This window comes from Shinella sp. WSC3-e, from assembly GCF_945994535.1.
In the GTDB taxonomy this organism is placed as follows: domain Bacteria; phylum Pseudomonadota; class Alphaproteobacteria; order Rhizobiales; family Rhizobiaceae; genus Shinella; species Shinella yambaruensis.
In genome coordinates, this window is record NZ_OZ000534.1 from 1 (window position 1) to 22,544 (window position 22,544).

A 22,544-nucleotide genomic window follows, 5' to 3' on the forward strand; every position below is an offset into this window, starting at 1 on the left:
CCGGAAGGAGGCAGGTTTCCCTATCGAACCGAGGAATACTTCAGTCGTTTTCTGCATGTTGGATATAGGTGGGCGCGCTTGTCTTTGAGACGCCCGAACATGATCTCGATCCGGTTGCGCCGTTTGTAGCGGCGTTTGTCGTATTTGATGGTCTTCTTGCGGGATTTTCGACCTGGAATGCAGGGAGTGATCCCCTTCGCCTGTAAAGCGTCACGATACCAGTCGGCATCATAGCCACGGTCGGCCAGCAACCATTTGGCCTTGGGAAGTTCATCAAGCAAGGCGGCAGCACCGGTGTAATCGCTGACCTGGCCTGCCGTTATGAAGAAGCTGATCGGGCGACCACTCGCATCCGTTACGGCATGAAGCTTGGTGTTCATGCCGCCTTTCGTGCGTCCAATCAGGCGGCCCGCGCCCCCTTTTTTACCCGCAAGCTGGAAGCCGTGCGGTGGGCCTTGAGATAGGTCGCATCGATCATGATGGTCTTGTGCTCTGCGGCTTCAGGCACGGCCAGACCTTCCATCATCTGGATAAATACGCCCTTGTCGCCCCAGCGTTTCCAGCGGTTATAAAGCGTCTTCGCCGGGCCATATTCCTTCGGCGCATCACGCGAACGCAGCCCGTTGCGGTTGACGAAGATGATGCCGCTCAGAACGCGTCGATCATCAACGCGCTGGCGGCCATGGCTCTTGGGGAAATAGGGCTGAAGACGAGCCATTTGCTCGTCCGTCAGCCAAAACAAATTACTCATCAGTCGGGCTCCTATACGCCCATCTGAATCACAGCCGTCAGTTCAAATCAATGGGTCCTGACCCTAGCAGCATGGGCAAGAGCTCTCACCGCCGCCCCTATCATGCTGGTCGGCACCGACGAAGGGGGCAACTTCCAGGCGGGAACCGAGAAATCAATGCCAGGTGGCCTTCCCCCGACCGTGAGAAATTGTCCGGTGGCCCGCTGCTGCGCCTGACGCACTCGGCGGTCTCCTTTCGCAATTACGGGCCATCGTTCGCATGGCGCTCCATGAGGAGGCAGTTGCCCCACTCGGTCATGCTTTCTCTAAAAGGTACGAAGCCGGCCTTCTCGTAACTGTGAATTGCGCGGGTGTTGGTGGGATGAGGGTCGGTTCCGACTGACGGTACGCCGCGTGAAAACAATAGATCGACGTGAGATCGGATGAATGCCGAGCCATGACCTCGACCGATCATATCTGGCACGCCGATGAACTGGTCGATGCCACGTGCCCCCGGCGGCAGATGACTAAAATGGTGACCGGCCCAAGCGTGAGGATCGTAGTCCTGGATGAACGCAAATGCCGCTCCTCGGTAGGATACGATCCACATCGCGACATTTGTGTTGCTCAGATCATGCTTATCGATTGAAGAGGGATGGCCATTAGCATCGACCCACCATTGCCGAACGGCAGGCGTCTCGACCCATCGTTGGACCATCGGCAGGTCATCTATCAGCATTCTGCGAAATCGGTAATCGCTCATCGTGAACACAGTCATCAAAACAGCAGCTTCCTCCAATCCACACACTCGGGGCGACGCTAGATCTGCAAACTCAGTTCCGACAGTTACCGCGATGATCTCCGAAACGACAGCGCGCTCCTTTCGAGCATAGCTAAGCCAGCCCGAGAGACGATGACAATTCGTCATCGATTCCTCGTTGAGTGACGATCCGGCTGTAGTGTCCAGGCAAAAGGGATCTATCGCGAAGTCGTTGTGCGATTGATGCGAAGAAGGATCGCCCTCGATCAGTCAAGATGAGACGCTCACTAAGCTCGTACTCAGGTTGTATGAACAGGCGAAAGTGAAGCCCCTGCCGGTTCCGCCGCGCGCGGGTCAAAGCAATCGTCATCTCGCTCGGAACCGAGTCGTAAACGCCTTCCAGGATTTCGACCCAGGCATGCTTTCCGCCTTTGTCGATGTGATGGCCCGTCACTCGAAACAGAGCTATGCGACCTGTTTTCAGTCGATAGGAAAGCACGCTGCCGACGTCCCATTTGTTCGTATGCACCACTCGCCGCACGATGCGGCGCGGCTTGCGTTGGGGCCCTAGCAATCGTGCCTTCAGATCTCTGAGCACGGATTGACGTTTCGAGCGGAGTTTCGGTTGGTCAAAAATCGCTGGGGCTCTTCGCCGGCGTCGATGATGTCGATCGCCCTCTGGCGAACGTCCGCAACAAGTCGACCGTTGCTAAACTGGGTTGCCGCCAGTGCGATCCAAAAAATTGAATACTCGTCTGGATCGAACCCAGGCGTGCCCCATTGTCGTACAAGCTCCGCCGTTGCTTCCTCGTCGGAGAATCCGTCGGCGATCAAGTCCACGAAAGCATCGCGTACTTCGCAGGCGGTGTCATCCTGGAACAATCCCACTCCCCAAGCGCCCACTTATTGCCCTCAGCTATCTGCGACCACGCGATTGGCGTCCACCGTGAACATTCTGGGGTCAGCTCGCCTGACACCCTATTGGTAATTCTATACGGTAGCGTATATTGACATCAAGTGCCCCTTTAGATGGGGCTGAGGGTCGGCGTGTGTCGCAAGCAGGCTGGCTTTCGGACGTACGCGAAAGGAGTTTGCCGGGGTGGCAAGGTCGTCAACAATCTTGATCGTGGGAGGCTACGGCCATGTCGGGCGGCGGATCGCCGCAGATCTGCATGGCCTTGGCCATCGGTCCATTCGCCTTGCTGGCAGAGACTTTAGCAAGGCGGCGATTGCGGCTTCGGAACTGAGGTGCGAGGCGGCTCATATCGACCTGTCATGTTCCGAGACCTGGGACGCGGCGGTCGCGGATATTGGCACCGTGATAGTATGCGTTGATCAACAAGCAGTCGATTTTCCCAAGTTTGTTCTCGAGCGTGGCCTGATCTATGTCGACGTTACCGCAAGCGATTCATTTTTTCGCGACGTCGAGCAACTTAACCTTCTGGCGCTTGAACGAGGTGGCAGCGCGATCCTTTCAGTTGGCTTGGCACCGGGCTTGACCAATCTACTCGTAAAGGCTTGTGCGGTTCAGATGGATCAGCCCGAGACCGCGCGCATCGGCGTTGTTCTAGGCGTCGGTGATATGCACGGACCCGTGGCTCTCGACTGGACGTTCGCGCAGGTCGCCTTACCCGAGGCGCAAAGCGCGCCTTTTGTGGACATCGCCTTTGGAACACCACGCCGCAACGCCCCGGCCCTTCCTCTTGAGTTTGCCGATCAACACGTCGTGAGGCGAACGCTGGGCCTGAATGGAGCCACAACACTATTGGCGTTCGATCCGCCTTGGCAGAGCGGTCCCATACTGCGCATGATGCGGTTTGTTGCTGTACGTCCGCGGTTGAGGGGGATCGCGAAACGGCTGATGCGCCTCGTGCATCTCGGCAGCGATCGGGTGTCTCTCGTCGTCGAAGTCCATGGACGGCACAGGGGTGAGCCTGTCACCCTCGAATTGTTATTGATGGGTCGCTGCGAGGCCGATATCACAGCCTATGTCGCAGCACTGCTCGTTGATCAGCTCGGAAAAATCGCATTGGCGCCTGGCGTCCACCATATCGAGCAAGTCATCTCGATCGAACATATCGTTCAGGCGCTGGAGCAGCGTGACATAGCCGTGAAGGTGCCGACCAGCGTTGCACATTTGGGGCCGCCTAGCTCGAACGGCGGTTCAGTCCGAAAAATTTAGTAACATTCCGATCGACTATCCGGCTTGCGCAGCAAGATCGCGGACAACGCGGGGGTGATTGGACGCTTCGGCAGTCGCTCGCTTGAGACCAATCTCCGCAGAATGGGCGGGTATCGGGCGACCAAACCGCTCTCTGTAGGCGCTAGGTGGGATAGCGAGGCGGCGGACAAATGCACGCCGCATCCGCTCTTCATCACCAAATCCGCATATGTCCGCTATGCGCTTGATGTCGCTGTCTCCGTTCTCCAGATGGCGGCAAGCAGCTTCGACGCGCAGTTCCTGGACGAGTCTCGCGGGTGTGCCACCGTGCCATCGTGAAAAGTTGCGGGCAAAAGTCCTCTGACTCATTCCTACGACCTTTGCCAGCCCATCAACGCTGAGATCGGCGTTCAGATTGTTCATGATCCATGTCGGAAGATCGGCAAGCTTGGCGGCCGGAGGGGTAGTGCCGAGGCGGGTTTGCGCGTCGAGCGCGCTGTTGAACTGCGCCTGTCCGCCCGGCCTATGGAGGAAAACCACCAGTTCCTTCGCCACGGCCAGACTGACTCGCCGGCCATGATCGTCCTCGATAAGGGCGAGCGCGAGGTCGATGCCGGCCGTCATTCCCGCCGAGGTCCAGATCGCACCGTCTCGCAGATAGATGGGATCGAGTTCGACGAGCACGTTTGGGTGCTTGGCCTTTAGGCGCTCGACTTCGCACCAATGCGTCACGGCGCGGTGTCCGTCGAGCAGCCCGGCCGCAGCGAGAAGAAAAGCGCCGTTGCAAATGCTGCAAGTGCGCCGCGCGGTCGTCGATACCTTGTAGATCCATTGAACAAGCGGCGCATCGGCGGTGAACGCCCAGGCGTTCAAGCCGCCAATCACGACGAGCGTGTCAAGCGTGTTCGGATCGAGCGATTCCAGACTTTGCGTAGCGACAGACAAGCCGCAGCTTGTCCGCACCAGCCCTCCGGCCTCCGAGAGGAAAACGAGATCGTATCGCCCTTCGAGCTGCGAGAGCACATGATTTGCAACGCTGAAGGCTTCCGCCGGGCCGTTGAGGTTCAACGACAGCGCCTGATCGAACAGAACGAAACCGATGGTGCGTCGGACCACGCGCGCCTCCTTTGGCAGAGAACGAGGGGTCCATGTCATATATGACAATGCGCCGTTTGGGTAGTTTCCTTGAAAACGTTTCGAGGACGACGCCAGAATGGATACAGATACGGTAAGCATTACCAAGGATCAGAGACTGCCACTGGGGCTGTTGTCGATCCTGACACTCACGCTCTGCGCCTTTTCGGTTACGACAGCGGAGTTCGTTATTGCGGGCATCCTGCCGCAGGTTGCAGCGGGCCTAGGGGTTTCAGTTCCAGCGGCAGGCCATCTTGTAACCGCCTATGCAATCGGAATGATCGTAGGCGGTCCCCTGGTAACGCTGCTGACGGTCTCCGTCCCGCGCAAACCGTTGATGGTGGCGCTCCTCCTCGTGTTCGCTGCGGGAAACGCATTCGCCGCGATTGCCCCGACCTACAGCAGCCTGCTTGCGGCGCGGCTCCTGGGCGGATCGGTCGTGGGCACTTTCTTTGCGTTGGCGATTGTCGTCGCGGCGTCGCTTGCCGCACCCGGCAAACAGGCATCGGCCATCGCGAAAGTCGCGTTCGGCTTCAATCTGGCGATGATCCTCGGCGCACCGCTTGGAACATTGATCGGCCAGCAGTTCGGCTGGCGCTCGACCTTCATCGCTATCGCAATTCTTGCCGCCATAGCGGTGGCGTTTCTCATAAAACTGGTGCCGGTTCGAAGAACCAATACCCCGGGGTCGATTGCCCGCGAGCTTCGCGTTCTCAAAAATCGCGATCTACAGCTTGCGCTCGCCACGACTGCCGTGGGGAACGCAGGCGTTTTGATGGCTTTTGTCTATCTCGCGCCACTTCTAACCAACATCAGCGGCTTTTCTCACGAAAGCGTGCCGGCGCTGCTTTTGCTCTACGGCGTGGGCGCAACGCTGGGAAACCTTGTCGGTGGATGGCTGTCGGATCGGGCATTGATGCCGTCCATGATAGGTCTGCTGTTCGGCCTCGCCGTTGCGCTTGCGTTGTTCTGGCTCATCGGCGCCATCCAGTTTGCCGCGCTATTGATGATATTCGTGATCGGGGCGCTTGCCTTCGCCATCATCCCCGGAATGCAGACCAAGGTTCTGATTGCTGCTCAGGAGGCGCCGACACTTGGGATCGCCATCAACGCCTCCGGCTTTCAGGCCGCTGCTGCGCTGGCAGCATGGACTGGCGGCGAGATCATCAAGGGCAGCATGGGGCTTCCCTCACTTCCTCTGATCGGGGCCGTTGTGACCGTCGCGGGCGCAATTTTGGCGATCATGCTGCTCAGGCGAAGAGGTGGTTAGCGAATGCGGCGGCGGCGTGGATCATCTCTGCCATGCCGTGAGGACCGCTGGCATGCAGGCATTCCGGGCCTCCGGCCTCAATCTCGTCGTAGCGCCATAGCCTACTGGAATACCGTCTGTTCCAGGCGAGGATACCCAGGAGGATGAAACGTCGTGTTTACCGGCTCGACGTGGCGGTCGTCGCGTGCGAGCCCGATATGATCGTGCAACACAAGTCACCATTTCAGCGAGAAATGGAGCTCATGATTTGCCACCTTTCGCCACCACAGGCTTTAACCTGAACCGTTCTACTCGGCTTCGGGTGCCGCAACTCGCATCCGAACACCACCGCCGATGCCCGCCTCGAGAGGTATCCAAGAAAAGCCAGCCGCAGTTCGGGCCGGGGCATTCACGTACGGCTCGGCGGCCCTCGCGACCTGTCAGGAAATCGGCGCCCTCGAAGGCCAGGCGGTGCGCTATGGCATCCAGGTTGTCTGCCTCGACCCACGCCCATTTCAGCCCATCGCCGTCACAGGCGAGCATTCGCATCGGAAGGGCGAGATGCACGGCCTCGGCGACCGTGCTCAATGCGGCTTTCGGAACAAGGGCGCCTGTGGCCTCCGCCCGGAGCACGGAGTAGAGCGCTTCGCGCAACTCCCTCGCAAATTCGAGCGCCTCCTTGGCCTTATCGGGATGGCGCAAGGCCTCGGCCAGCAGCGCACGCCCAAAGATACCGTCAATTACTTCCGCGCGCAGCGCCCATGCCACGAGATCGGCATAGGCGACCAGAAGATCGGGCCCCCAACGGTCGCCACGAGAGTCGACGGTGTTGACGAAGTCAAGGCAAGGGTGTCCGCCCACCATCCGCATTTCGGCAACTGTCTTCATGTCTTCCATTGTTGAAAGATCGGCTGATGGAACCGAATTGACAAGATGGCGCTGTAACGGGATAACGTTTATTAAGGCGTTACACATTTGGGCCGTGTCGGTCAGGAGGGAGCGGCCCCATGAATCGCAACGCAGTGAAATTTCTTGTCCTGTGCCTGATTTGGGGGAAAACATGGATCGGCATTAAGGCCGGCGTTGCCGCAGTGCCGCCGCTGATGTTCGCCGGTACGCGCTTTTCCGTTGCCGGCGCGCTGATTTTAGCAGGATTACGGCTTCAGACCTCACTGCCGCGCGTAAGCCGAGATGATTGGCCGAGACTGTGCTTCGTCACCTTGCTGATGATCCCCCTGTGCTACGGACCTCTCTTTTGGGGCATGCTCTATGTGGATTCCGGCATGGCCGCGGTGCTTGAGCTGTCGTTGACGCCCATAGCGCTCCTATGTTTTGCGCTTCTCCTCCGGGACGAGCGATTCAACGGACGCAGACTATTCGCAATCGCGCTAGGTGTCGCGGGACTTTGCATTCTCTTCGGCCCGGAAGCCTATGCGGGCTGGAGGCTGGACGGGGACGATAACGCCACCGTGCGGCTCGTCGCGGCTTTTGCGGTAGCATCGGCCGCAGTGATCTATGCGTGGGGCTCGGTGCTTGCTCGGCCGCTTTTAGCAACTTACTCGGCCGGTTTCCTCGCGGGATGGACGACGCTGTTCGGTGGCCTGGTGCTCATTGTCGCGTCCCTCGCCATCGAACCGGGCGCCATTTCGGCGCTACATGGCAACTGGGGTTGGGCGGCTTGGGCTGGCTGGCTATTTCTCGTGCTATTTGGGTCTCTGATCGGCTACACGCTTTTCATGCGGCTTCTTCGGGATGTCGGTGCTTCGCGCGCCGGGTCATATGCCTTCGTGTCGCCGGTGATTGCAGTCCTGCTCGGTATTGTCACCTACGGCGAACAGGTCACGCTGGTCGACGTGGTTGCCATGGTGGTGATGCTTGTTGCGGCGTATCTCGCAATGCATGAACCAGGCCCAGAACACACGGCAACCGAGGCGAAGCCGATTTGACGGAAGCAAGTCAGCGCTCGCACGCCACAGCCGAGTGAACTCTCACGGTCAAAGCTACGAGCCCTAGCCACCCGCTTCATGGCGAGGCGGCATCGTGGCGCGTCGGCATGTGTCGGCAGCGGGACAACCTGAATCCGCTCCTCAAGAGATTTGCCGATTTTACGGCAACTCTACGAAATCCGGACCCGTAGCTCGGGGCTTGAGGAGGCCGTCGGTTCCGCTGCTACTCATGCCGCAGATGGTCCCGCAAAGCGCTCACCGCCGCAACTCGGCTCGGATAAGCTCGGGCGAACCGGACAGAAGTCGGCCTGCGGACAAGCTCTATACAGTACCGTATCGATCTGATAATTCCACTCTATACGCTTCCGTATCGCAATAATTCTGCTGGAGGCTCAGAGGGGGGCTTACTCAGATGCCGACCCCCGATTTTCCGATCTCGCGATCCGGGCCAGTGCTACCCGCACTGACCGAACCATTCGTAGTGACGTACTGCCTCCTCCGTCGGTTCTGGCCGCAGCTCCTTGCCGTGGTCACTATCGGGATTGTTGCGGTCAATGTTCTCACGCTCGTTTCGGCAAAAATCGCTCTGGTCGAACCCTTCGCCGGATTGATCGGCCTAACTTTCGTCGTCCTGGCCCAACTCGTGACAACCGTTGCGATGTTCGAGATACTGAGGCCGGCCCTTCCCTCGATCCGGGCTGCTCAAGATGCCGCCGGCGACGGAGCCAAGAGGGTTGAGGACCGACGTTTTTCGGCCGTGCTGAGCGTCGCTCTATTGCCGTTCTTCGCCTACTACGCTGCTTGGGGTTTCCTCGGCGACATAGTCCGCCAGTATTCCCGGCTAGCATTGGATATGGCGCCTCTTGGTCAGAGCGGAAATGTTCTGAATGTCATCGATTCCCGTTGGCTGGCGTTCGCTGTGGCGATCGCCTGGGTGGTCCGCCTGATCGCTAAGCGGATCAAACGTCGATCGGCATTCATTCAAATCGTCATCGTCGTTTGCGAGACAAGCTGGGTCTTCGTCGGCCTATTTGTTTTGAGCAAATGGAAGGAGCCGTTCATCGCATGGCTCGGAAGCGGAGGGCTGTGGAGCATTTTGCACGGAGTTGCACGGGGTATCGTGGCGCAGGCGCAGGCAGCCACGCAAATGCCGGTCGAGTATCTGCGGCGCAGCCTGCCAGAGACGCTTCTATCGCTATTCTGGTACATAGCGCTGCCACTGGTGTGGATGGTTCTCGCGGCGATCATCTATGGCTTCGATTTCAAGCGCCATGGGCGGGCCGACGATGCCGATGCGGGTCGCTGGAGGCATCGATATGAGCGCCTGCCCGCGTTTCTGCGAGACTTTTTCGGCAGTTTCTTCGCGGGCTATCGAAATCGATACGTACCAATCGCCAATGGCGTCCGATTGACCTTCGCCTCCGGTGCAATCCTGATCTGCGTGTTGATTGTCGGATACCGGGCGATCGATTGGGCGGCAGCCTGGGCGTGGCTGTTGACAGTACGGGCCATAGGACAACAGAGCGATGTTGCCTGGGACGTGCTGCCAGATGCGATCTCCCTGTTCATCGGTAACCGTTTTCAGGACTCCTCCCTTTCCATTTTGGTCGAACCCCTGCGCATCGCTTTTCTCGCTGCCGTGATCGAGACTGCCTTTCGCCTCGGAGCGGACCGCACCGCGCGGGGCAGGCAATGACCAAGGTAACGGTTCGCCGAAGGCTGGCCAGGTGGACAATCTCTGTCCTCGTCGCTTCGGTTGGGATCGCGATCGCTGCCTATGGCAGCAGGCCGCAACCTTTGCCGGAAATCGATCCTCGCCGACCTTTTCAGACGGGGCAGTGGCAGATTTTGCCGCTGAAGGCTTATACGTCTGTCGAGCCGATCGCCGGTTTCGATCCTCGCGGCAAACCTGCACTGGTTCTCGAGGTAGTTTTGACCAATCGGACTGCGAACACCTCAAGCGACTATCTGGCGCTGTTTGCTCCCGTCGCTGGCATAGAGGTGAACGCGCCCCCACCGATCGTCGTTCTCCTTCGTGACAGCTTGGACAACATCACGCCGGCATTGCACCCATCGATCCGAGAAGCTGTCGCTTTCGTGTGGCTCGACCACAGGGCGAATGGCCCGACCTCCTTCATTGTCAATGCCAAGACCTTCAAATCGGCCGACAACCTTAGAGGCCTTCCGGGGTGGTTCAACAATGCCCCCATTGGTCGCATGACCATCGACGTATCTAACGATTGGGGGGACCGTGCTTCGCCTTAGCATTGCAAATGGTGGCGCACTCGCGCTGGCTGCTGTCTGTTGCTACGCCATGCAGACGACGAAGCCGAGCTATGTCGATGTTGTCCGAACCATCCCGGTCCAAGGCCGCGTCGACGAACAGGTTCGCTCTAGAGACTTCAACGTCCTGGTTGGCGACGTGGCGCTCGCACGCAACCTAAGGCTGACACATAAAGGAAAAGAGCGCCTTCTCACAACAGGCGGGTTATGGGCGGTGGTCACCGTGACCGTCACCGCGAACCGTCACCCGGTCGCCCTCTATCGGCGGACATGGAGCGGACCGGATGCAATCACCTTTGACGAGTCTCGTCGTGCCCCGTCTTTGCTACCGACAGAGTTCGTCGTCGGTCAAACGGTCGAAGGCAGGCTCGTATTCGAGATTACCAGCGACCAGGCCCGCAACGCGACCCTTCAGCTCTCGAGGAACTGGATCAAGGAGTTCGACAGCGAGACGCGCATCCGTCTCACGCCGGCCGAACTTCAATCTGACGGCCGACTTCCTGTCGCCGATGCAATTTCCCTCGAGGCAGAATAACTGATGCGCGATGGCTCTCAAAGCAATCCACTCTCCACCGAACGTAGGTCACGGCGCCGCGCGTTGATCGCGTTGCCGTTCATGTTGCCGCTGGCCGCCGTCGCGGTGGGCTATGAGCGTCTCTACTGGGCTTGGTGGGGCAACCACCTCATCGAGCGTAACGTCGAGAGTGGTCGCGCAGAACCGTACGGCGGCAGCGACTGGATGCTCGTCCGTGTCGCCCGACATGAACAACCAAGATCGACATCGATTCCCCGCGGCTCCGTGCTGCTGATTGTCGATTTGAAAGTCCGGGTCGGATCGGCAAAGAGCGTCACTAGAATCGCCAACATGACGCGTGAGGAGTATTGGGGGGCGTGCAAAGTAGGCCTTGTGGATTCGAGCGGTCGAACGTGGGCTGCAAGCACGACCGGCCACGCTCCGGACATCTATCCACCCAGTCAAGCAAATATTGCAACGTGCGGCTCACACTCGCAGGGCAATTGGCGCCCAGAGGATTCGATCATCGTACGCGAGACGTTCACGATACCGGCCGACGTCGCAGGTTCGGTCCGACCGACGCTCATGGTTGACGGCGAACAACCCTACTATCTCTCCTTCACGAGGGAAAAACGCTAGTCGATCGGCATCGACGATGGTTTTCAACCAGGTCGTTGCCTTGGCAGATGATCGCTACAGGGAGAACACTCGGCATCGACCTTAGACCGGAGATGGTAGCCCCCTTCGGCGGGAGCCACCCGAACGCTGTTCGTAGTGGTGCCCAACAGAGTCTCCCAAGCCTCAGAGCGATTTTAAACTCTATTCGGTACCGTATACAACGCCGCGCGCCGATGCTATACGCTACCGTATAGACCGTATTCAAAGGAGATTGCGATGACTTTCAAAGCCGGTGCTACAAGCAGCAAACCTACGATGAAGCGCGGCGCACGCTATGCGTTTACCGTAGCTTCAGCGATCAGCGCCGTTAGCGCTATCTATCATCTGATCGGGGGCACGCCAGAGGTGATGCACCCTCTCTATGCCGCAAACCTGCCCTCGGAATCGGCCGGAATCCTGGATGTCCTGTGGTATCAGATGGCAGCCCTTTTGGTCGGGGCTGCCGTGGCGACGCTGTTTGCAGCATATAGGATCCATTGGCGATTGCCCGTGGCGTGGATGATTGGATCGCATTTCCTAATCACGTCCGCGATCTGCCTGATTTTCAGCTTTTCCTACTTTGGGAATGCTTGGGGGCTTCCGCAATGGGTCCTTTTTGCACTCATTGGGATCATCACGTTTTGGGCGGCCAATCGGTCTTCTGACGGCTGATTTGAGATGACGGTTGCGACGGACGCGCACCCGCAAGTCACGTCAATCACGGACCTAATTGACAGACAAGCCGAGCTCCAGACCGAAGCCGATGAAATCGTCCGGCTCCTCCAACTCGACAAGTTGCTCGCGCCGATCGGAAGGGCGGTGAGAGTTGGCAGCTCCGCTATGGGTCGCGGCACTTGGATTCGTGCTTCTGTCTGCCTCAATCGTTGCGCTTGCAGAAACGAGAAGGCCGGAGCCTGCCAACTAGAGCGCTGACGTTTCGACCGAAGCGTCTCCAGCGTTCCCGAAGTAGTCCGCATCTGTGTGGAGTGACGCCGTCGCCGACGAGAGGGAACGCCTCGTACGTCACCACTGGCGCTATTGCGGCCGGCTACCGTCGGTCGCCCTGCTGAGCCACTATCGCCTTAAAGCGCATGTGCGCGACAAAATGATCCGGCCGAGTCATTCGCCTTGGGGCGGATAGGTCCGCTCGTGACGTAGGCGCTGCGTTGGCATTAATCTAGGGCGCGACAATGTCTATCCTGGCTTGAAGCGCCGCAAGGCTGCTTCAAGACCTGACCGAGTTCACGAGCAGTCTGTGGGCGCTACTGCGGTAATCCGCGCGTGCTATCCAGAAGAACACCATACAGTGCCGAAAAGAGAAATACAAATATCGCTAGCACAATCAGAAAAACTATGGCGGCCGCCCTAAAGTAGCCAACGTCCGTCTTTGCGAATTTCCGCCACGATAATAACATAACTACATAAATCGTAGCTGCGATAATTAGGGTATATACGGACAATATCGGAACCACGTAATAATAATTGACCTGTCATCAACTCCATCTCTATAAGCTACTGCGAAGATCCCGCCGAAGGATTTTTCCAACATTGCTTTTCGGAAGTGTCGAACGGAATTCGATCACACGCGGCACCTTGTAGGGCGTCAGAAAGGCTCGACAATGTTGCCGGACCTTCTCTTCTGTCAGGGTCGGATCTTTTCTAACGACGAATGCCGCTACTTTTTCGCCAGACGTCTCGTCTGAAAGGCCAATCACCGCGGCTTCCAAGACCCCATCACAACTCGCTATCACCTCCTCCACTTCCGTCGGATAGACGTTGAAGCCTGATACGAGGATCATGTCCTTCAGACGGTCGACTATTTTAAACTGTCCGTCTGGCAACATCACCGCAATATCCCCTGTGCGGAAAAAGCCGTCCGGCGTCATGGCCCGCGACGTTTCTTCCGGAAGGTTCCAGTAGCCGATCATCACTTGCGGGCCTTTGGCGCAAAGTTCTCCGGCGTGGCCGGGGGCAACCGGCTTGCCGTCCGCATCCCGAATGGAGATGTCCGTCGACGGCACCGGATACCCGATCGTGCCCGTGAGGCTGGAGACATTCCAAGGGTTAACTGTCAACACGGGCGATGTCTCAGAAAGGCCGTACCCCTCGACGATTCTGGCGCCCGTTATCTTCGTCCATCGCTCGGCGACCGCCGCTTGCGTTGCCATCCCACCAGAGTTGCAGAACTGCACGTCCGAGAAGTCTACCGACTTAAGATCGTCGTGGTTGGACAGGGCGTTGAAGAGGGTGTTCAATCCGCAGAAGAGCGTAAACTTTGAGCGTCTGAGAGTGCGGATAAACCCCGTGATATCTCGCGGGTTCGCAATCAGGAGACAGGCGCCACCCAGCCGCGTCATGGATAGGCAACACGCCTGCAACGCCAGAATGTGGTAGAGGGGTAGGGCGCTCACCATAACGTGCTGGCCAGCATACTTTCGCAGCATTGGCCCAAACCATGCGATCGATTGTTCTACGTTGGTTGCGACGTTCCTATGGGACAGCATCGCTCCTTTGGGAGATCCGGTGGTCCCGCCCGTATACTGCAGAAAAGCGATGTCATCCAAGTTCGGTTCAACTCTCGCGGGCGGCCGTTGGCGGCCGCCAGTGATGCTCGAGAACGGAATATGCCCCTCTAATCTGTAGGACGGGACTGCCCGCTTCACCCATTTTGCAACAATGTTGACCGCCATGCCTCGAATGCCGAGCAGATCGCCTGCCTTGGCGACGACAACGGTCTCGAGCGACGTGCGCTGCATTGCTTCTTCGACGACGCCTGAGAAATTCTCGAGCACGAAGATAGTGCGGGCTCCAGAGTCGTTGAGCTGCCGTGCCAATTCCGTGGCGGTATACAATGGATTGATCCCCACGACCGTGCATCTCGCTATCAAGATACCGTAGAGCACCGCCGGGTACGCCATGACGTTGGGCATCATGATCGCGATCCGGTCGCCCGCCTTGGCTGACCGAGCGATCAACCAGGATGCAATTTGCTCGGCAGCATTGCCTAGCTGGGCGTAGGTCAGCGTCGCGCCGAAGCTGATGGCTGCCGGACGATCGGGGTACTTCCGAACTGTCTGACGAAACGTCTCGCCCAGTGAGGCGACATCTTGGGACTCAATGCTGTGGGGCACGCCTTCAGGATAGTTGGATAGCCAAGGTCGATCACACATCAACTTAGAAAAATGCGGATCTTCGACCATCGCGTAACCGTTCCTTCTGGTGGATCTATCGGGTTAGTTGTCTGCGTCGCCGGTTAGCCCTCAACCGTCGCGAGTATGTCGCAGCGCCTACCGACCGAATGTTTCTGGCGAGATCACCTTGTAAGGCGCTGGCGATTTGTGAATTGCCAGAGGATCGATGGAAAAGACCCTGGATGAGAGCGTGAGCAACAGGAGCATTAGTCGGTACATTCCGGCGTTCCTTGCTATTGACGGTTTCGGGGATGCTGGGCCTCCTCAGCGGCGGCCAAGTGTGTTCACCACGATCACCCCTGTCAGCGCCAGTGCGCCCCCAAGGACGGTGGTAATGACTGGAGTCTCCCCGAGGCCAATCCATGAAAAAAGGACCGCGCAGGGTGGGATGAGGTACAAGAACTGACCGGCCCGCGCTGCGCCGAAGCTTTTCAACGCATAGGTCCAGCAAGTCTGGCCTATCGCGGCAGGTGCTACCGCGAGGAACACGACCACGAGCATTGTGTCAGGCGACGCGGCCCTGAATTGGGACAGTCCGGCCGGCAGCCAAGGGAGCAGGGTCAGCGCGCCGGCAATGAGCACGAGCGACGTGACGTCCAGTGAGCCGCTTCGGGCGAACAACGGTCGTTGCAGCACCGAGAAGGCTGCCGCACACGCAGCCGCCCCTAGGATGAGCATCGCACCGGACCCGAACGTAAACCCGCCCACCTGTCCCAACGAGATTACGGCCACGCCACTAAAACCGAGCAGGGCTCCAAGCCAGCTCCAACGACTGAATCTCTCCTTCAGGAAGATGACCGCGAGACCCACCATAAACAGAGGCTGGGTGTTCACGATGAAGCTTGCTGCGCCTGCAGATACAGTGGCCTGCCCGGAGTTAAGCAAGACGTTATACAAGGCAATTCCCAGAAGGCCGCAAATGACGATTGTGGTATAATCCCGCATTGACATTCTGGCCGGACGTTTCCATGCGAGCCAGGCAAACGCCAACACTGATGCCAAGGCGAATCTGACGCTGGCAAGTGGCAGCGGCTCAATTTGGCGAAGTGCGAAACCAATCGCGGGGAACGAGGCCGCCCATGTGATAACTGTCCCGGCTACGGCAAGGACGGGCAGGAAAGTATTCGATTGAGTTTCTGTTGAAGTATGAGTCATGAGCATCCATTCGCACGCCTGAACGGCTTGACATAGGACGCGGACAGCAATTCAGATGTGAGCATGGATCACACCTTGCCCCCCCTTGAAGCATTCCAGGCAGTATTGGCAGCCTCGTCAACCGGATCGCTGACCGCAGCGGCCGAATCTCTTGATGTCACTCACGGTGCCATCAGCCGTAGGGTGTCTGTCGTCGAGCGCTGGTCAGGAATTCGCATCTTCACGCGGCACGGGCGTGGCGTTATTCCCACACCGGCCGGGCAGCGACTTATCGCACAAATCGACTACCTTCTCGCGCAGCTCGAAGACGCACCTTTGTCCGGCTCCCTCTGCTCGGAGGTGGAAGTCGTGCGGGTCGGGACGGTTCAGTCGTTCGCAAGGCTTTGGCTCTTGCCGAACCTTGCGCGTTTGGAGGGCGAACCGCCCGATCTTCGCGTCGAGCTCGAGATCGACAACCGTCTTATGGCGCTTTCGACGACCCGGGTCGCAGTTCGCCTCGGCCGGGGCGATTGGCCTGGAGTCTCGGCCATCCGGCTCTTCCCGGAAACCCTGCGGCCTGTCGCACGCCGTGAGACGATCGCACAGCTCGGGGACCAGATCAGACCGCAAGATCTACTCACGCAACCTTTGTTGCATGATGCGTCGGACAGTGCCTGGCGACATTGGCTGGGGATGGATACGCTTGGCTCTCGGCCGAGGGACCGGATCCTCCCGGGCTACGATCTGGCACTCATTGCCGCAGGTGCCGGTCAGGGTATCGCGTTGGCACGTTGGCCATACGGGCGACACTATATCGAGAACCTAGGGCTGAGCTTTCTATCGACGCATACGGTCCCGAACCCATCGGCGTTTCACCTGGTGACGCCGGGTCGAGGCAACTCCTTGGCGGTCAATCGACTGACGGAAAGGATGCTCGCACTCGCCGCCGACGAGTTGCTGGAAGCTGCTGTCTAGCGTTCTGCTGCGGTGGCCGAGAGGGTTGGCGATGCTCATACTCCGCTCACCGAGAGGTGATAGTTGCTGAGACGTTGGGGCACAATCGACGCGGCGGTCATCACATGCACCTTCAACGTTCACGAGGTCGCCTTCGGTCTGGTGCGCGCGAGGACCTGTGAATATGAGAGGCGACCGAGCAACCAAAAGCAGGCATCGCTTTCGGATCGGAATTCGATGAGATGATTCCTGTTACCACGTTCGAGCCAATAAACGGACCAGCGGTGGTCGGAATCTTGCGTGACACACCAAGTCTGCTCAACAGGGCTGTCAGGGCAGTACGCCTGCTTTTCAATCCCGATGATCTGCAGAGCGAAGGATAGTTCTTTGCGCGTCATCAATTTTTCCCGTCTTTCACCCAAACTGCAAACCGACTCTATTCGGGGAGCTGCGGTGGCAGCTTCAGTTCCAGGTTCATCAGCGATCTCGCGGCGCTTCGGACCCTACTACATTGGCTTTCTGCAGATTTTCTATCCACGATTTCTTTCCTGAAATTCTCCGCATCGACCGCGAGCCGCTGCGTCAACTCCGCCAGGTCCCCCTCGCTCAAGCCGTTGGCTTCGGCCGCCAACCGCACAGCCGCCTCCGCCTGATGGACGCTCATGAGGTCGAACATGCGCAGGCCATGGCATATTCGTATCTTTACCAAGGCGTCTATCAGAGGGGGCATCGCTGGCTTCACGCCGGTATATGGCGACGTACGAGGGAGGCCCAGCAACTGGGGCGCGACCTGAACCGTCAACGCTCTTATAGTTCCGCAGAATCCCTCTTGGTCGGCCTTCGACCCATTTGTCGCCCTTTCGAGGTCCCGGGCAAACGGTGAGGCAGGAAGGGTGCGCCTTTCAAGGATCGTTATGCCGTGCTCTGCCACGAAGAGGCTCCACCTCGCCACTCGGAGTTGGTGCTCCGCTCCGAGGTCAGTCGCTGATCTCCACATACAGAACCAGTTTCCGATCGCCACTTTGTCTGTATCGGCAAGATCTTGCTCGGCGGCGGCGCGGCCACTGAGAACGAGCGCGATGGAAGCTGCCATCAGCAGGTGCTGGAACGTCACTTACGCCGTTCTCCAGTCGGCATTCCAATCGAGCAATTGACGCGCGCGACTGCTATCCACCTCACCATCGCTTTCTGTGATGTTGAAGATGCCTGAGAGGTCGCTTCGCGCGGCTAGCGCCGTCGCCAGCGCCGCAGCATCTATGTGAATTCCCGCGGGGCCCCAGGGTCGGTCAGAACCCGTGCCCGGTCCGTAAAGCCTTCCATATCGGAGAATTGCGAAGGGAATCCCTGAGGAGGAGACCTGGTCCTCCAAACTTACGACGCCGTCTGAGGTTGCTGAGGCGCCAGGAAGACGCCCCGCCAACTGGTGGCCCTCCTTATGCGGACGGGGTGTTTCTGGGACATAGTCAAACGCTATGCTTTGAACTACAAGGCGCTTCACTCCGGCATTTTTCGCAGCCTCAACCAAGTTGTGCGTGCCTAGTTTTCGCACCTTTGCATTCCTTTCGAGGGCCGCCTCATCCAACTTCGCCAGATCGCGCGGCAAGTCGGTGAGCTGGTGCATGAGGACGTCTGGTTGAAAGCCAACGATCAAGTCGTTAACGGTCTTACCATCGAACGCATCGGCCACGACCGCGTCCAAGCCCTTGCTTCGCATCGCATCGGCCCGCTCTTGCGAGCGCGTCATCCCCATGATGTGCCATCCGCCGGACAGCAGCAGGGGAATAACCCGAGTACCAATAGCGCCTGAAGCGCCGGCGAGGAAAAGCCTCCCTCGCTTTGCTGATCCGTCGCTCATAGCCATCGTCGAATTTGACCGCATTTTCATCACCTCCGGTTCTATACGCCTCCGTATATCGCCTCCGGCATTTACAGTCTATACGGGAGCGTATAGAACTTGTGTCAGAGTTGGAAGCGAAAAAGGGTGGTAGATGCCAGGCAGGCAAGATGGTCCCTCAAAGGCGGATTGGGTCGCAGCAGGATTGTCCGCATTGGCGATCGGTGGGATTGAGGCAGTAAAGGTGGAACGCCTCGCCGCGTCTCTCGGCGTGAGCAAGGGCCCATTTTACTGGCGGTTCAGGGATCGTGTGGAGCTCTTTGAGGCAATCATCGACTTCTGGAAGCGAGACTTCACAACCGGACTCATAGAGCAAGCCCGCCATTTGGACGATCCACGAGCGCGCCTGATGGCACTTGCGGAACTGGCAATAGAGCCAAACGCAGGATCTCTTGACGTCGCAAAGACCGAGTGCGCCCTTCGGGCATGGGCCGGTCAGGATCCCCTTCCGCGGGCGGCGGTGCGAGAAGTGGATGAATTGCGTTTAAGGCACGTTACCGAGGAGCTCAAATTACTGGGGGCGCCGGAGCCGGTGGCTGAGCAGTTGTCGCGAGGGATCTACCTTGCATTGCTGGGCCTATACACTGTCCGCCAATACACCCCGGAACTCGCCGACGATCAATCCTATCGGACGGCCGTGACCATTGCGATCGACGCCGCTGAAAAAGCATATCTGCCCGCCGCGGCCAGGAATACGCATCCGACTTCGGATCGGTAGGGTGCTTACGGCGGTACATGCTCCCCCAAGATGAGGTGAAGAACTTTCATGAGGCTCTTTTATTCTCCGACATCACCCTACGCCCGAAAGGTGCGAGTTGTCGCTCGCGAGCTGAACGTCCAACTCGAAGAGACTCCGATCAATCCCTTTGCATCGGACACGGACTTCGGGGCGGTCAACCCGATCAACCGAGTACCAGCGCTCGAGCTCGATGACGGGCGCGTCCTTTTCGACAGCCCAGTGATCTGCGAGTATCTGGACGTCGAAGGCGGATCGGCATTGCTGCCGCGAGAAGGTGCTTCGCGTTGGGCAGTCCTTCGCCTCCAAGCGTTGGGAGACGGCCTCATGGACGCCGCCACGCCTCTACGCCAAGAGACGGCCCGGCCGCTGCAGCGGCAATCCCCCGACAGAATTGCCTTGCACCGGCGCACGATCAGCCAGGTTCTCGATCACTTGGACCAAGACGTATCCCAGGTGAGCGGCGTCAGCATCGGAACCATATCGATCGCATCGGCTCTCAGTTACCTCGACTTTCGCTTTCCGGCCGACGGATGGGACGAGGGGCGGCAAAGACTGCACCACTGGTACGAGGACTTTCGGCAGAGGCCTTCATTTCAGCAAACAGCACTCGGCTAGGGTGACTATATTCTTGATAACGGGTTCGTAAATCAAACTGTTGACTACCTGGAGGACCTGCAATTGCTGGTGCCACTTTGCAACGCTTCTAGATCGTCTGAGCAACCGACGCAGGAAGTAAAAGCATTGAACCGATACCATGATCGAATTGCCGCAAGGGTGGCTACTTATGCTGTTTGTTGCCCCTAACTTTGGGGGAATGGCAGGTGTGTCCTTAGGGTCAGGACCCATTGATTTGAACTGACGGCTGTGATTCAGATGGGCGTATAGGAGCCCGACTGATGAGTAATTTGTTTTGGCTGACGGACGAGCAAATGGCTCGTCTTCAGCCCTATTTCCCCAAGAGCCATGGCCGCCAGCGCGTTGATGATCGACGCGTTCTGAGCGGCATCATCTTCGTCAACCGCAACGGGCTGCGTTGGCGTGATGCGCCGAAGGAATATGGCCCGGCGAAGACGCTTTATAACCGCTGGAAACGCTGGGGCGACAAGGGCGTATTTATCCAGATGATGGAAGGTCTGGCCGTGCCTGAAGCCGCAGAGCACAAGACCATCATGATCGATGCGACCTATCTCAAGGCCCACCGCACGGCTTCCAGCTTGCGGGTAAAAAAGGGGGCGCGGGCCGCCTGATTGGACGCACGAAAGGCGGCATGAACACCAAGCTTCATGCCGTAACGGATGCGAGTGGTCGCCCGATCAGCTTCTTCATAACGGCAGGCCAGGTCAGCGATTACACCGGTGCTGCCGCCTTGCTTGATGAACTTCCCAAGGCCAAATGGTTGCTGGCCGACCGTGGCTATGATGCCGACTGGTATCGTGACGCTTTACAGGCGAAGGGGATCACTCCCTGCATTCCAGGTCGAAAATCCCGCAAGAAGACCATCAAATACGACAAACGCCGCTACAAACGGCGCAACCGGATCGAGATCATGTTCGGGCGTCTCAAAGACTGGCGACCGCGGATCGCAATATGTGTCCATTCGCTATTCCGAACGGCTAGCGGAAGCGGGCATCGAGCCGTCTGTCGGAAGTGTCGGCGACAGCTATGACAACGCTCTCGCCGAAACGATCAATGGTCTTTACAAGGCCGAGGTCTGAATAGCCCCGAGTTTCGTAGACACCCCCGGGTTAGATTTTCTGCTGCTTCTCGAACTCGACGGGCGACAGCATTCCGTTTCTGACGTGCTTGCGTTTCGGGTTGTAGAACATCTCGATGTAGTCGAACACATCCTGACGAGCTTCATCGCGTGAACGGTAGACCCTGCGACGTATCCTCTCGCGCTTCAGAAGATTGAAGAAGCTTTCGACCACCGCATTGTCATGGCAGTTGCCGCGTCGGCTCATCGAGTGAACCAGATTGTGGTGCCTGAGGAACGAGGCCCAGTCCATGCTGGTGAACTGCGAACCCTGATCCGAATGAATCAGCACCTTGTCCTTCGGTTTACGTCGCCACACCGCCATGAGCAGAGCCTGCAATACGACGTCCGTAGTCTGTCGGCTCTGCATAGCCCAGCCGATGACCCTGCGCGAATAAAGGTCGATGACGACCGCAAGGTAAGCGAAGCCCTCGCAGGTTCGGATGTAGGTGATGTCCGTGACCCAGGCCTTGTCCGGAGCCGCGACGTCAAATTGCCGGTCGAGTGTGTTGTCGATAGCGACGGCAGGCCTGCCGCCATAGATGCCGGGACGGCGTTTGTAGCCGATCTGCGCCTTAGTCCCGGCGAGACGCGTCAGACGCGCGACCCGGTTCGGGCAGCACATCTCTCCCTGATCGAGAAGATCGTCGTGCAGCTTGCGCCTCTCGGTGATTGCGTTGCAATCGCCTGTCGGCCAATGGATAACCGTAGACCTTGCCGCTCTCTTCCCATGCCTTCAGGAGCAAATCGGTCTGCCGCCTGTCCTCGCTGGCTCGCCTGCTCAGCGGGTCCTTCAGCCAGGCGTAAAATCCACTGGGATGAACCCGCAAAAGGCGGCACATCGTCCGCACCGAAAACTGCAAGCGATGCAAAGCAATAAACGCGTACTTCACTTTGCATCCCTGGCGAAATACGCGGCTGCTTTTTTTAGGATGTCTCGCTCCTCGGTAACGCGAGCCAGTTCCTTCTTCAGCCGCCTCATCTCCTCGGCCTGGTCGTCGCCTTTGGCGTTCGACGCAGCAAACTTCTTCTTCCATTCATACAGGGAATGTTGGCTCACGCCGAGGCGCTGCGAAACCTCCGCAACCGGATAACCTCGCTCGGTGATCTGGCGAACAGCGTCGCGCTTAAATTCTTCGGTGAAATTCGTTTTGCTCATGATGCTCTTCCTGCCTCAAAATTAGGAAAGAAGGCGTCTACAAATCTAGGGGCTATTCAGTCATCCATCGGCGAGGACCGTGGCGAACCTTCGAAGCCGTGGAGTTCGCCACTTTGGAATGGGTCGACTGGTTCAATAACCGCCGCCTTCTGGAGCCCATCGGCAACATACCGCCAGCCGAAGCCGAAGAACGATATTACGCCATGCTGGACGCACCGGCCGTGGCCGCTTAACTTAAATGAAATGGCCTCCGGCAAACCCGGCGCGGTTCAGATATTTGGCAAGC

Annotated in this window: 21 protein-coding genes and 4 pseudogenes; 14 read left to right on the top strand and 11 right to left on the bottom strand. The window is 58.4% G+C overall.

Translation table 11 applies throughout. From position 1 onward, the window contains the following. Window positions 1-20: 20 nt before the first annotated feature. The 3 genes from AABF56_RS30520 to AABF56_RS30530 form a co-directional block, all read right to left on the bottom strand. Window positions 21-751 (bottom strand): IS5 family transposase gene (locus tag AABF56_RS30520; protein ID WP_443021287.1). Its coding sequence is split into 2 segments (ribosomal slippage): window positions 21-427 and window positions 427-751, totalling 732 coding nucleotides; the frame shifts between segments, so codons are not numbered across the junction. A gap of 241 nt (window positions 752-992) precedes the next feature. Next, entirely contained in the window at window positions 993-1,508 is a 516-nt protein-coding gene (locus AABF56_RS30525; RefSeq protein ID WP_336314409.1) for a GNAT family N-acetyltransferase, read from the bottom strand. Between the two features lie 564 nt (window positions 1,509-2,072). Then, a complete protein-coding gene (locus AABF56_RS30530) occupies window positions 2,073-2,372 on the bottom strand; it encodes a hypothetical protein (protein WP_272809051.1) in 300 nt (99 codons plus the stop codon). 217 nt (window positions 2,373-2,589) lie between these two features. Between AABF56_RS30530 and AABF56_RS30535 the strand changes: the two genes are divergently transcribed. Next, a complete protein-coding gene (locus AABF56_RS30535; protein ID WP_272809052.1) occupies window positions 2,590-3,672 on the top strand; it encodes a hypothetical protein in 1,083 nt (360 codons plus the stop codon). Between the two features lie 15 nt (window positions 3,673-3,687). Here the strand turns inward: AABF56_RS30535 and AABF56_RS30540 are convergent, their stop codons facing one another. Continuing rightward, window positions 3,688-4,767 carry a GlxA family transcriptional regulator gene (locus AABF56_RS30540; protein ID WP_272809053.1) on the bottom strand — a complete coding sequence of 360 codons (1,080 nt, stop codon included), beginning with the start codon at window positions 4,765-4,767 and terminating at the stop codon, window positions 3,688-3,690. A 97-nt stretch (window positions 4,768-4,864) separates the two neighbouring features. Here AABF56_RS30540 and AABF56_RS30545 point away from each other — a divergent pair, with 97 nt between their 5' ends. Then, complete coding sequence (locus tag AABF56_RS30545) at window positions 4,865-6,055, top strand: MFS transporter (protein WP_272809054.1); 1,191 nt, start codon at window positions 4,865-4,867, stop codon at window positions 6,053-6,055. Window positions 6,056-6,295: 240 nt separating this feature from the next. Here the strand turns inward: AABF56_RS30545 and AABF56_RS30550 are convergent, their stop codons facing one another. Continuing rightward, entirely contained in the window at window positions 6,296-6,922 is a 627-nt protein-coding gene (locus AABF56_RS30550; protein ID WP_272809055.1) for a CGNR zinc finger domain-containing protein, read from the bottom strand. Window positions 6,923-7,041: 119 nt separating this feature from the next. Here AABF56_RS30550 and AABF56_RS30555 point away from each other — a divergent pair, with 119 nt between their 5' ends. The 6 genes from AABF56_RS30555 to AABF56_RS30580 all read left to right on the top strand — a co-directional run bounded on the left by AABF56_RS30555 (window position 7,042) and on the right by AABF56_RS30580 (window position 12,106). Next, window positions 7,042-7,980, top strand: a complete 939-nt coding sequence (locus AABF56_RS30555) for a DMT family transporter (protein WP_272809056.1) — start codon at window positions 7,042-7,044, stop codon at window positions 7,978-7,980. A 412-nt stretch (window positions 7,981-8,392) separates the two neighbouring features. Next, window positions 8,393-9,676 (top strand): hypothetical protein, encoded by a 1,284-nt coding sequence (locus tag AABF56_RS30560; RefSeq protein WP_272809057.1) that lies wholly within the window; start codon window positions 8,393-8,395, stop codon window positions 9,674-9,676. Further along, window positions 9,673-10,245, top strand: a complete 573-nt coding sequence (locus AABF56_RS30565; RefSeq protein WP_272809058.1) for a hypothetical protein — start codon at window positions 9,673-9,675, stop codon at window positions 10,243-10,245. Before AABF56_RS30560 ends, AABF56_RS30565 begins: the two co-directional genes overlap by 4 nt. A 49-nt stretch (window positions 10,246-10,294) precedes the next feature. Next, entirely contained in the window at window positions 10,295-10,798 is a 504-nt protein-coding gene (locus tag AABF56_RS30570) for a hypothetical protein (RefSeq protein WP_272809059.1), read from the top strand. 3 nt (window positions 10,799-10,801) lie between these two features. Further along, window positions 10,802-11,416, top strand: coding sequence for a hypothetical protein (locus AABF56_RS30575; protein ID WP_272809060.1), 615 nt, complete (start codon window positions 10,802-10,804; stop codon window positions 11,414-11,416). 255 nt (window positions 11,417-11,671) lie between these two features. Beyond that, window positions 11,672-12,106 (top strand): hypothetical protein, encoded by a 435-nt coding sequence (locus AABF56_RS30580; RefSeq protein ID WP_272809061.1) that lies wholly within the window; start codon window positions 11,672-11,674, stop codon window positions 12,104-12,106. A gap of 833 nt (window positions 12,107-12,939) precedes the next feature. Here the strand turns inward: AABF56_RS30580 and AABF56_RS30585 are convergent. Beyond that, window positions 12,940-14,634, bottom strand: a complete 1,695-nt coding sequence (locus AABF56_RS30585; RefSeq protein WP_272809062.1) for an AMP-binding protein — start codon at window positions 14,632-14,634, stop codon at window positions 12,940-12,942. Window positions 14,635-14,889: 255 nt separating this feature from the next. Next, complete coding sequence (locus tag AABF56_RS30590; protein ID WP_272809174.1) at window positions 14,890-15,780, bottom strand: DMT family transporter; 891 nt, start codon at window positions 15,778-15,780, stop codon at window positions 14,890-14,892. 63 nt (window positions 15,781-15,843) lie between these two features. On the opposite strand from AABF56_RS30590, the gene AABF56_RS30595 reads away from it, so the two are divergent. Then, on the top strand, window positions 15,844-16,734 hold the full coding sequence (locus AABF56_RS30595) for a LysR substrate-binding domain-containing protein (RefSeq protein ID WP_272809063.1): 891 nt from the start codon (window positions 15,844-15,846) through the stop codon (window positions 16,732-16,734). 119 nt (window positions 16,735-16,853) lie between these two features. On the opposite strand, the gene AABF56_RS30600 is transcribed toward AABF56_RS30595, so the two are convergent. Genes AABF56_RS30600 through AABF56_RS30610 form a run of 3 tightly spaced genes read right to left on the bottom strand, consistent with a single transcriptional unit; the run spans window position 16,854 to window position 18,568 of the window. Next, window positions 16,854-17,111, bottom strand: coding sequence for a hypothetical protein (locus AABF56_RS30600; protein WP_272809064.1), 258 nt, complete (start codon window positions 17,109-17,111; stop codon window positions 16,854-16,856). A 38-nt stretch (window positions 17,112-17,149) separates the two neighbouring features. Further along, window positions 17,150-17,827, bottom strand: coding sequence for a hypothetical protein (locus AABF56_RS30605; protein ID WP_272809065.1), 678 nt, complete (start codon window positions 17,825-17,827; stop codon window positions 17,150-17,152). Next, a complete protein-coding gene (locus tag AABF56_RS30610) occupies window positions 17,828-18,568 on the bottom strand; it encodes an NAD-dependent epimerase/dehydratase family protein (protein ID WP_272809066.1) in 741 nt (246 codons plus the stop codon). It lies immediately after the preceding gene. 223 nt (window positions 18,569-18,791) lie between these two features. On the opposite strand from AABF56_RS30610, the gene AABF56_RS30615 reads away from it, so the two are divergent. From AABF56_RS30615 to AABF56_RS30630, 4 genes and pseudogenes are all read left to right on the top strand, one after another. After that, entirely contained in the window at window positions 18,792-19,325 is a 534-nt protein-coding gene (locus AABF56_RS30615; protein WP_338341942.1) for a TetR/AcrR family transcriptional regulator, read from the top strand. A 48-nt stretch (window positions 19,326-19,373) separates the two neighbouring features. Next, on the top strand, window positions 19,374-19,961 hold the full coding sequence (locus AABF56_RS30620; protein ID WP_272809068.1) for a glutathione S-transferase N-terminal domain-containing protein: 588 nt from the start codon (window positions 19,374-19,376) through the stop codon (window positions 19,959-19,961). Between the two features lie 281 nt (window positions 19,962-20,242). Further along, window positions 20,243-20,931, top strand: a pseudogene (locus AABF56_RS30625) (IS5-like element ISKpn12 family transposase); the annotation flags it as partial. After that, a pseudogene (locus AABF56_RS30630) lies at window positions 20,915-21,058 on the top strand (IS3 family transposase); the annotation flags it as partial. The pseudogenes AABF56_RS30625 and AABF56_RS30630, both read left to right, overlap by 17 nt. A 33-nt stretch (window positions 21,059-21,091) precedes the next feature. On the opposite strand, the pseudogene AABF56_RS30635 reads toward AABF56_RS30630, so the two are convergent. Continuing rightward, window positions 21,092-22,258 (bottom strand): annotated as a pseudogene (locus AABF56_RS30635) (IS3 family transposase). 32 nt (window positions 22,259-22,290) lie between these two features. Between AABF56_RS30635 and AABF56_RS30640 the strand changes: the two are divergent. Then, window positions 22,291-22,491: pseudogene (locus tag AABF56_RS30640) on the top strand (IS3 family transposase); the annotation flags it as partial. Window positions 22,492-22,544 lie beyond the last annotated feature (53 nt).

What these genes read in the sequence shown, in the direction of transcription:
- AABF56_RS30575 (WP_272809060.1), top strand. Translation starts at nt 10,802, where the DNA reads ATGCGCGATGGCTCTCAAAGCAATCCACTCTCCACCGAACGTAGGTCA.
- AABF56_RS30590 (WP_272809174.1), bottom strand. Translation starts at nt 15,780, where the DNA reads ATGACTCATACTTCAACAGAAACTCAATCGAATACTTTCCTGCCCGTC.
- AABF56_RS30550 (WP_272809055.1), bottom strand. Translation starts at nt 6,922, where the DNA reads ATGAAGACAGTTGCCGAAATGCGGATGGTGGGCGGACACCCTTGCCTT.
- AABF56_RS30610 (WP_272809066.1), bottom strand. Translation starts at nt 18,568, where the DNA reads ATGAGCGACGGATCAGCAAAGCGAGGGAGGCTTTTCCTCGCCGGCGCT.
- AABF56_RS30555 (WP_272809056.1), top strand. Translation starts at nt 7,042, where the DNA reads ATGAATCGCAACGCAGTGAAATTTCTTGTCCTGTGCCTGATTTGGGGG.
- AABF56_RS30560 (WP_272809057.1), top strand. Translation starts at nt 8,393, where the DNA reads ATGCCGACCCCCGATTTTCCGATCTCGCGATCCGGGCCAGTGCTACCC.
- AABF56_RS30600 (WP_272809064.1), bottom strand. Translation starts at nt 17,111, where the DNA reads ATGACGCGCAAAGAACTATCCTTCGCTCTGCAGATCATCGGGATTGAA.
- AABF56_RS30585 (WP_272809062.1), bottom strand. Translation starts at nt 14,634, where the DNA reads ATGGTCGAAGATCCGCATTTTTCTAAGTTGATGTGTGATCGACCTTGG.
- AABF56_RS30595 (WP_272809063.1), top strand. Translation starts at nt 15,844, where the DNA reads ATGGATCACACCTTGCCCCCCCTTGAAGCATTCCAGGCAGTATTGGCA.
- AABF56_RS30525 (WP_336314409.1), bottom strand. Translation starts at nt 1,508, where the DNA reads ATGACTGTGTTCACGATGAGCGATTACCGATTTCGCAGAATGCTGATA.
- AABF56_RS30570 (WP_272809059.1), top strand. Translation starts at nt 10,295, where the DNA reads ATGCAGACGACGAAGCCGAGCTATGTCGATGTTGTCCGAACCATCCCG.
- AABF56_RS30620 (WP_272809068.1), top strand. Translation starts at nt 19,374, where the DNA reads ATGAGGCTCTTTTATTCTCCGACATCACCCTACGCCCGAAAGGTGCGA.
- AABF56_RS30565 (WP_272809058.1), top strand. Translation starts at nt 9,673, where the DNA reads ATGACCAAGGTAACGGTTCGCCGAAGGCTGGCCAGGTGGACAATCTCT.
- AABF56_RS30580 (WP_272809061.1), top strand. Translation starts at nt 11,672, where the DNA reads ATGACTTTCAAAGCCGGTGCTACAAGCAGCAAACCTACGATGAAGCGC.
- AABF56_RS30545 (WP_272809054.1), top strand. Translation starts at nt 4,865, where the DNA reads ATGGATACAGATACGGTAAGCATTACCAAGGATCAGAGACTGCCACTG.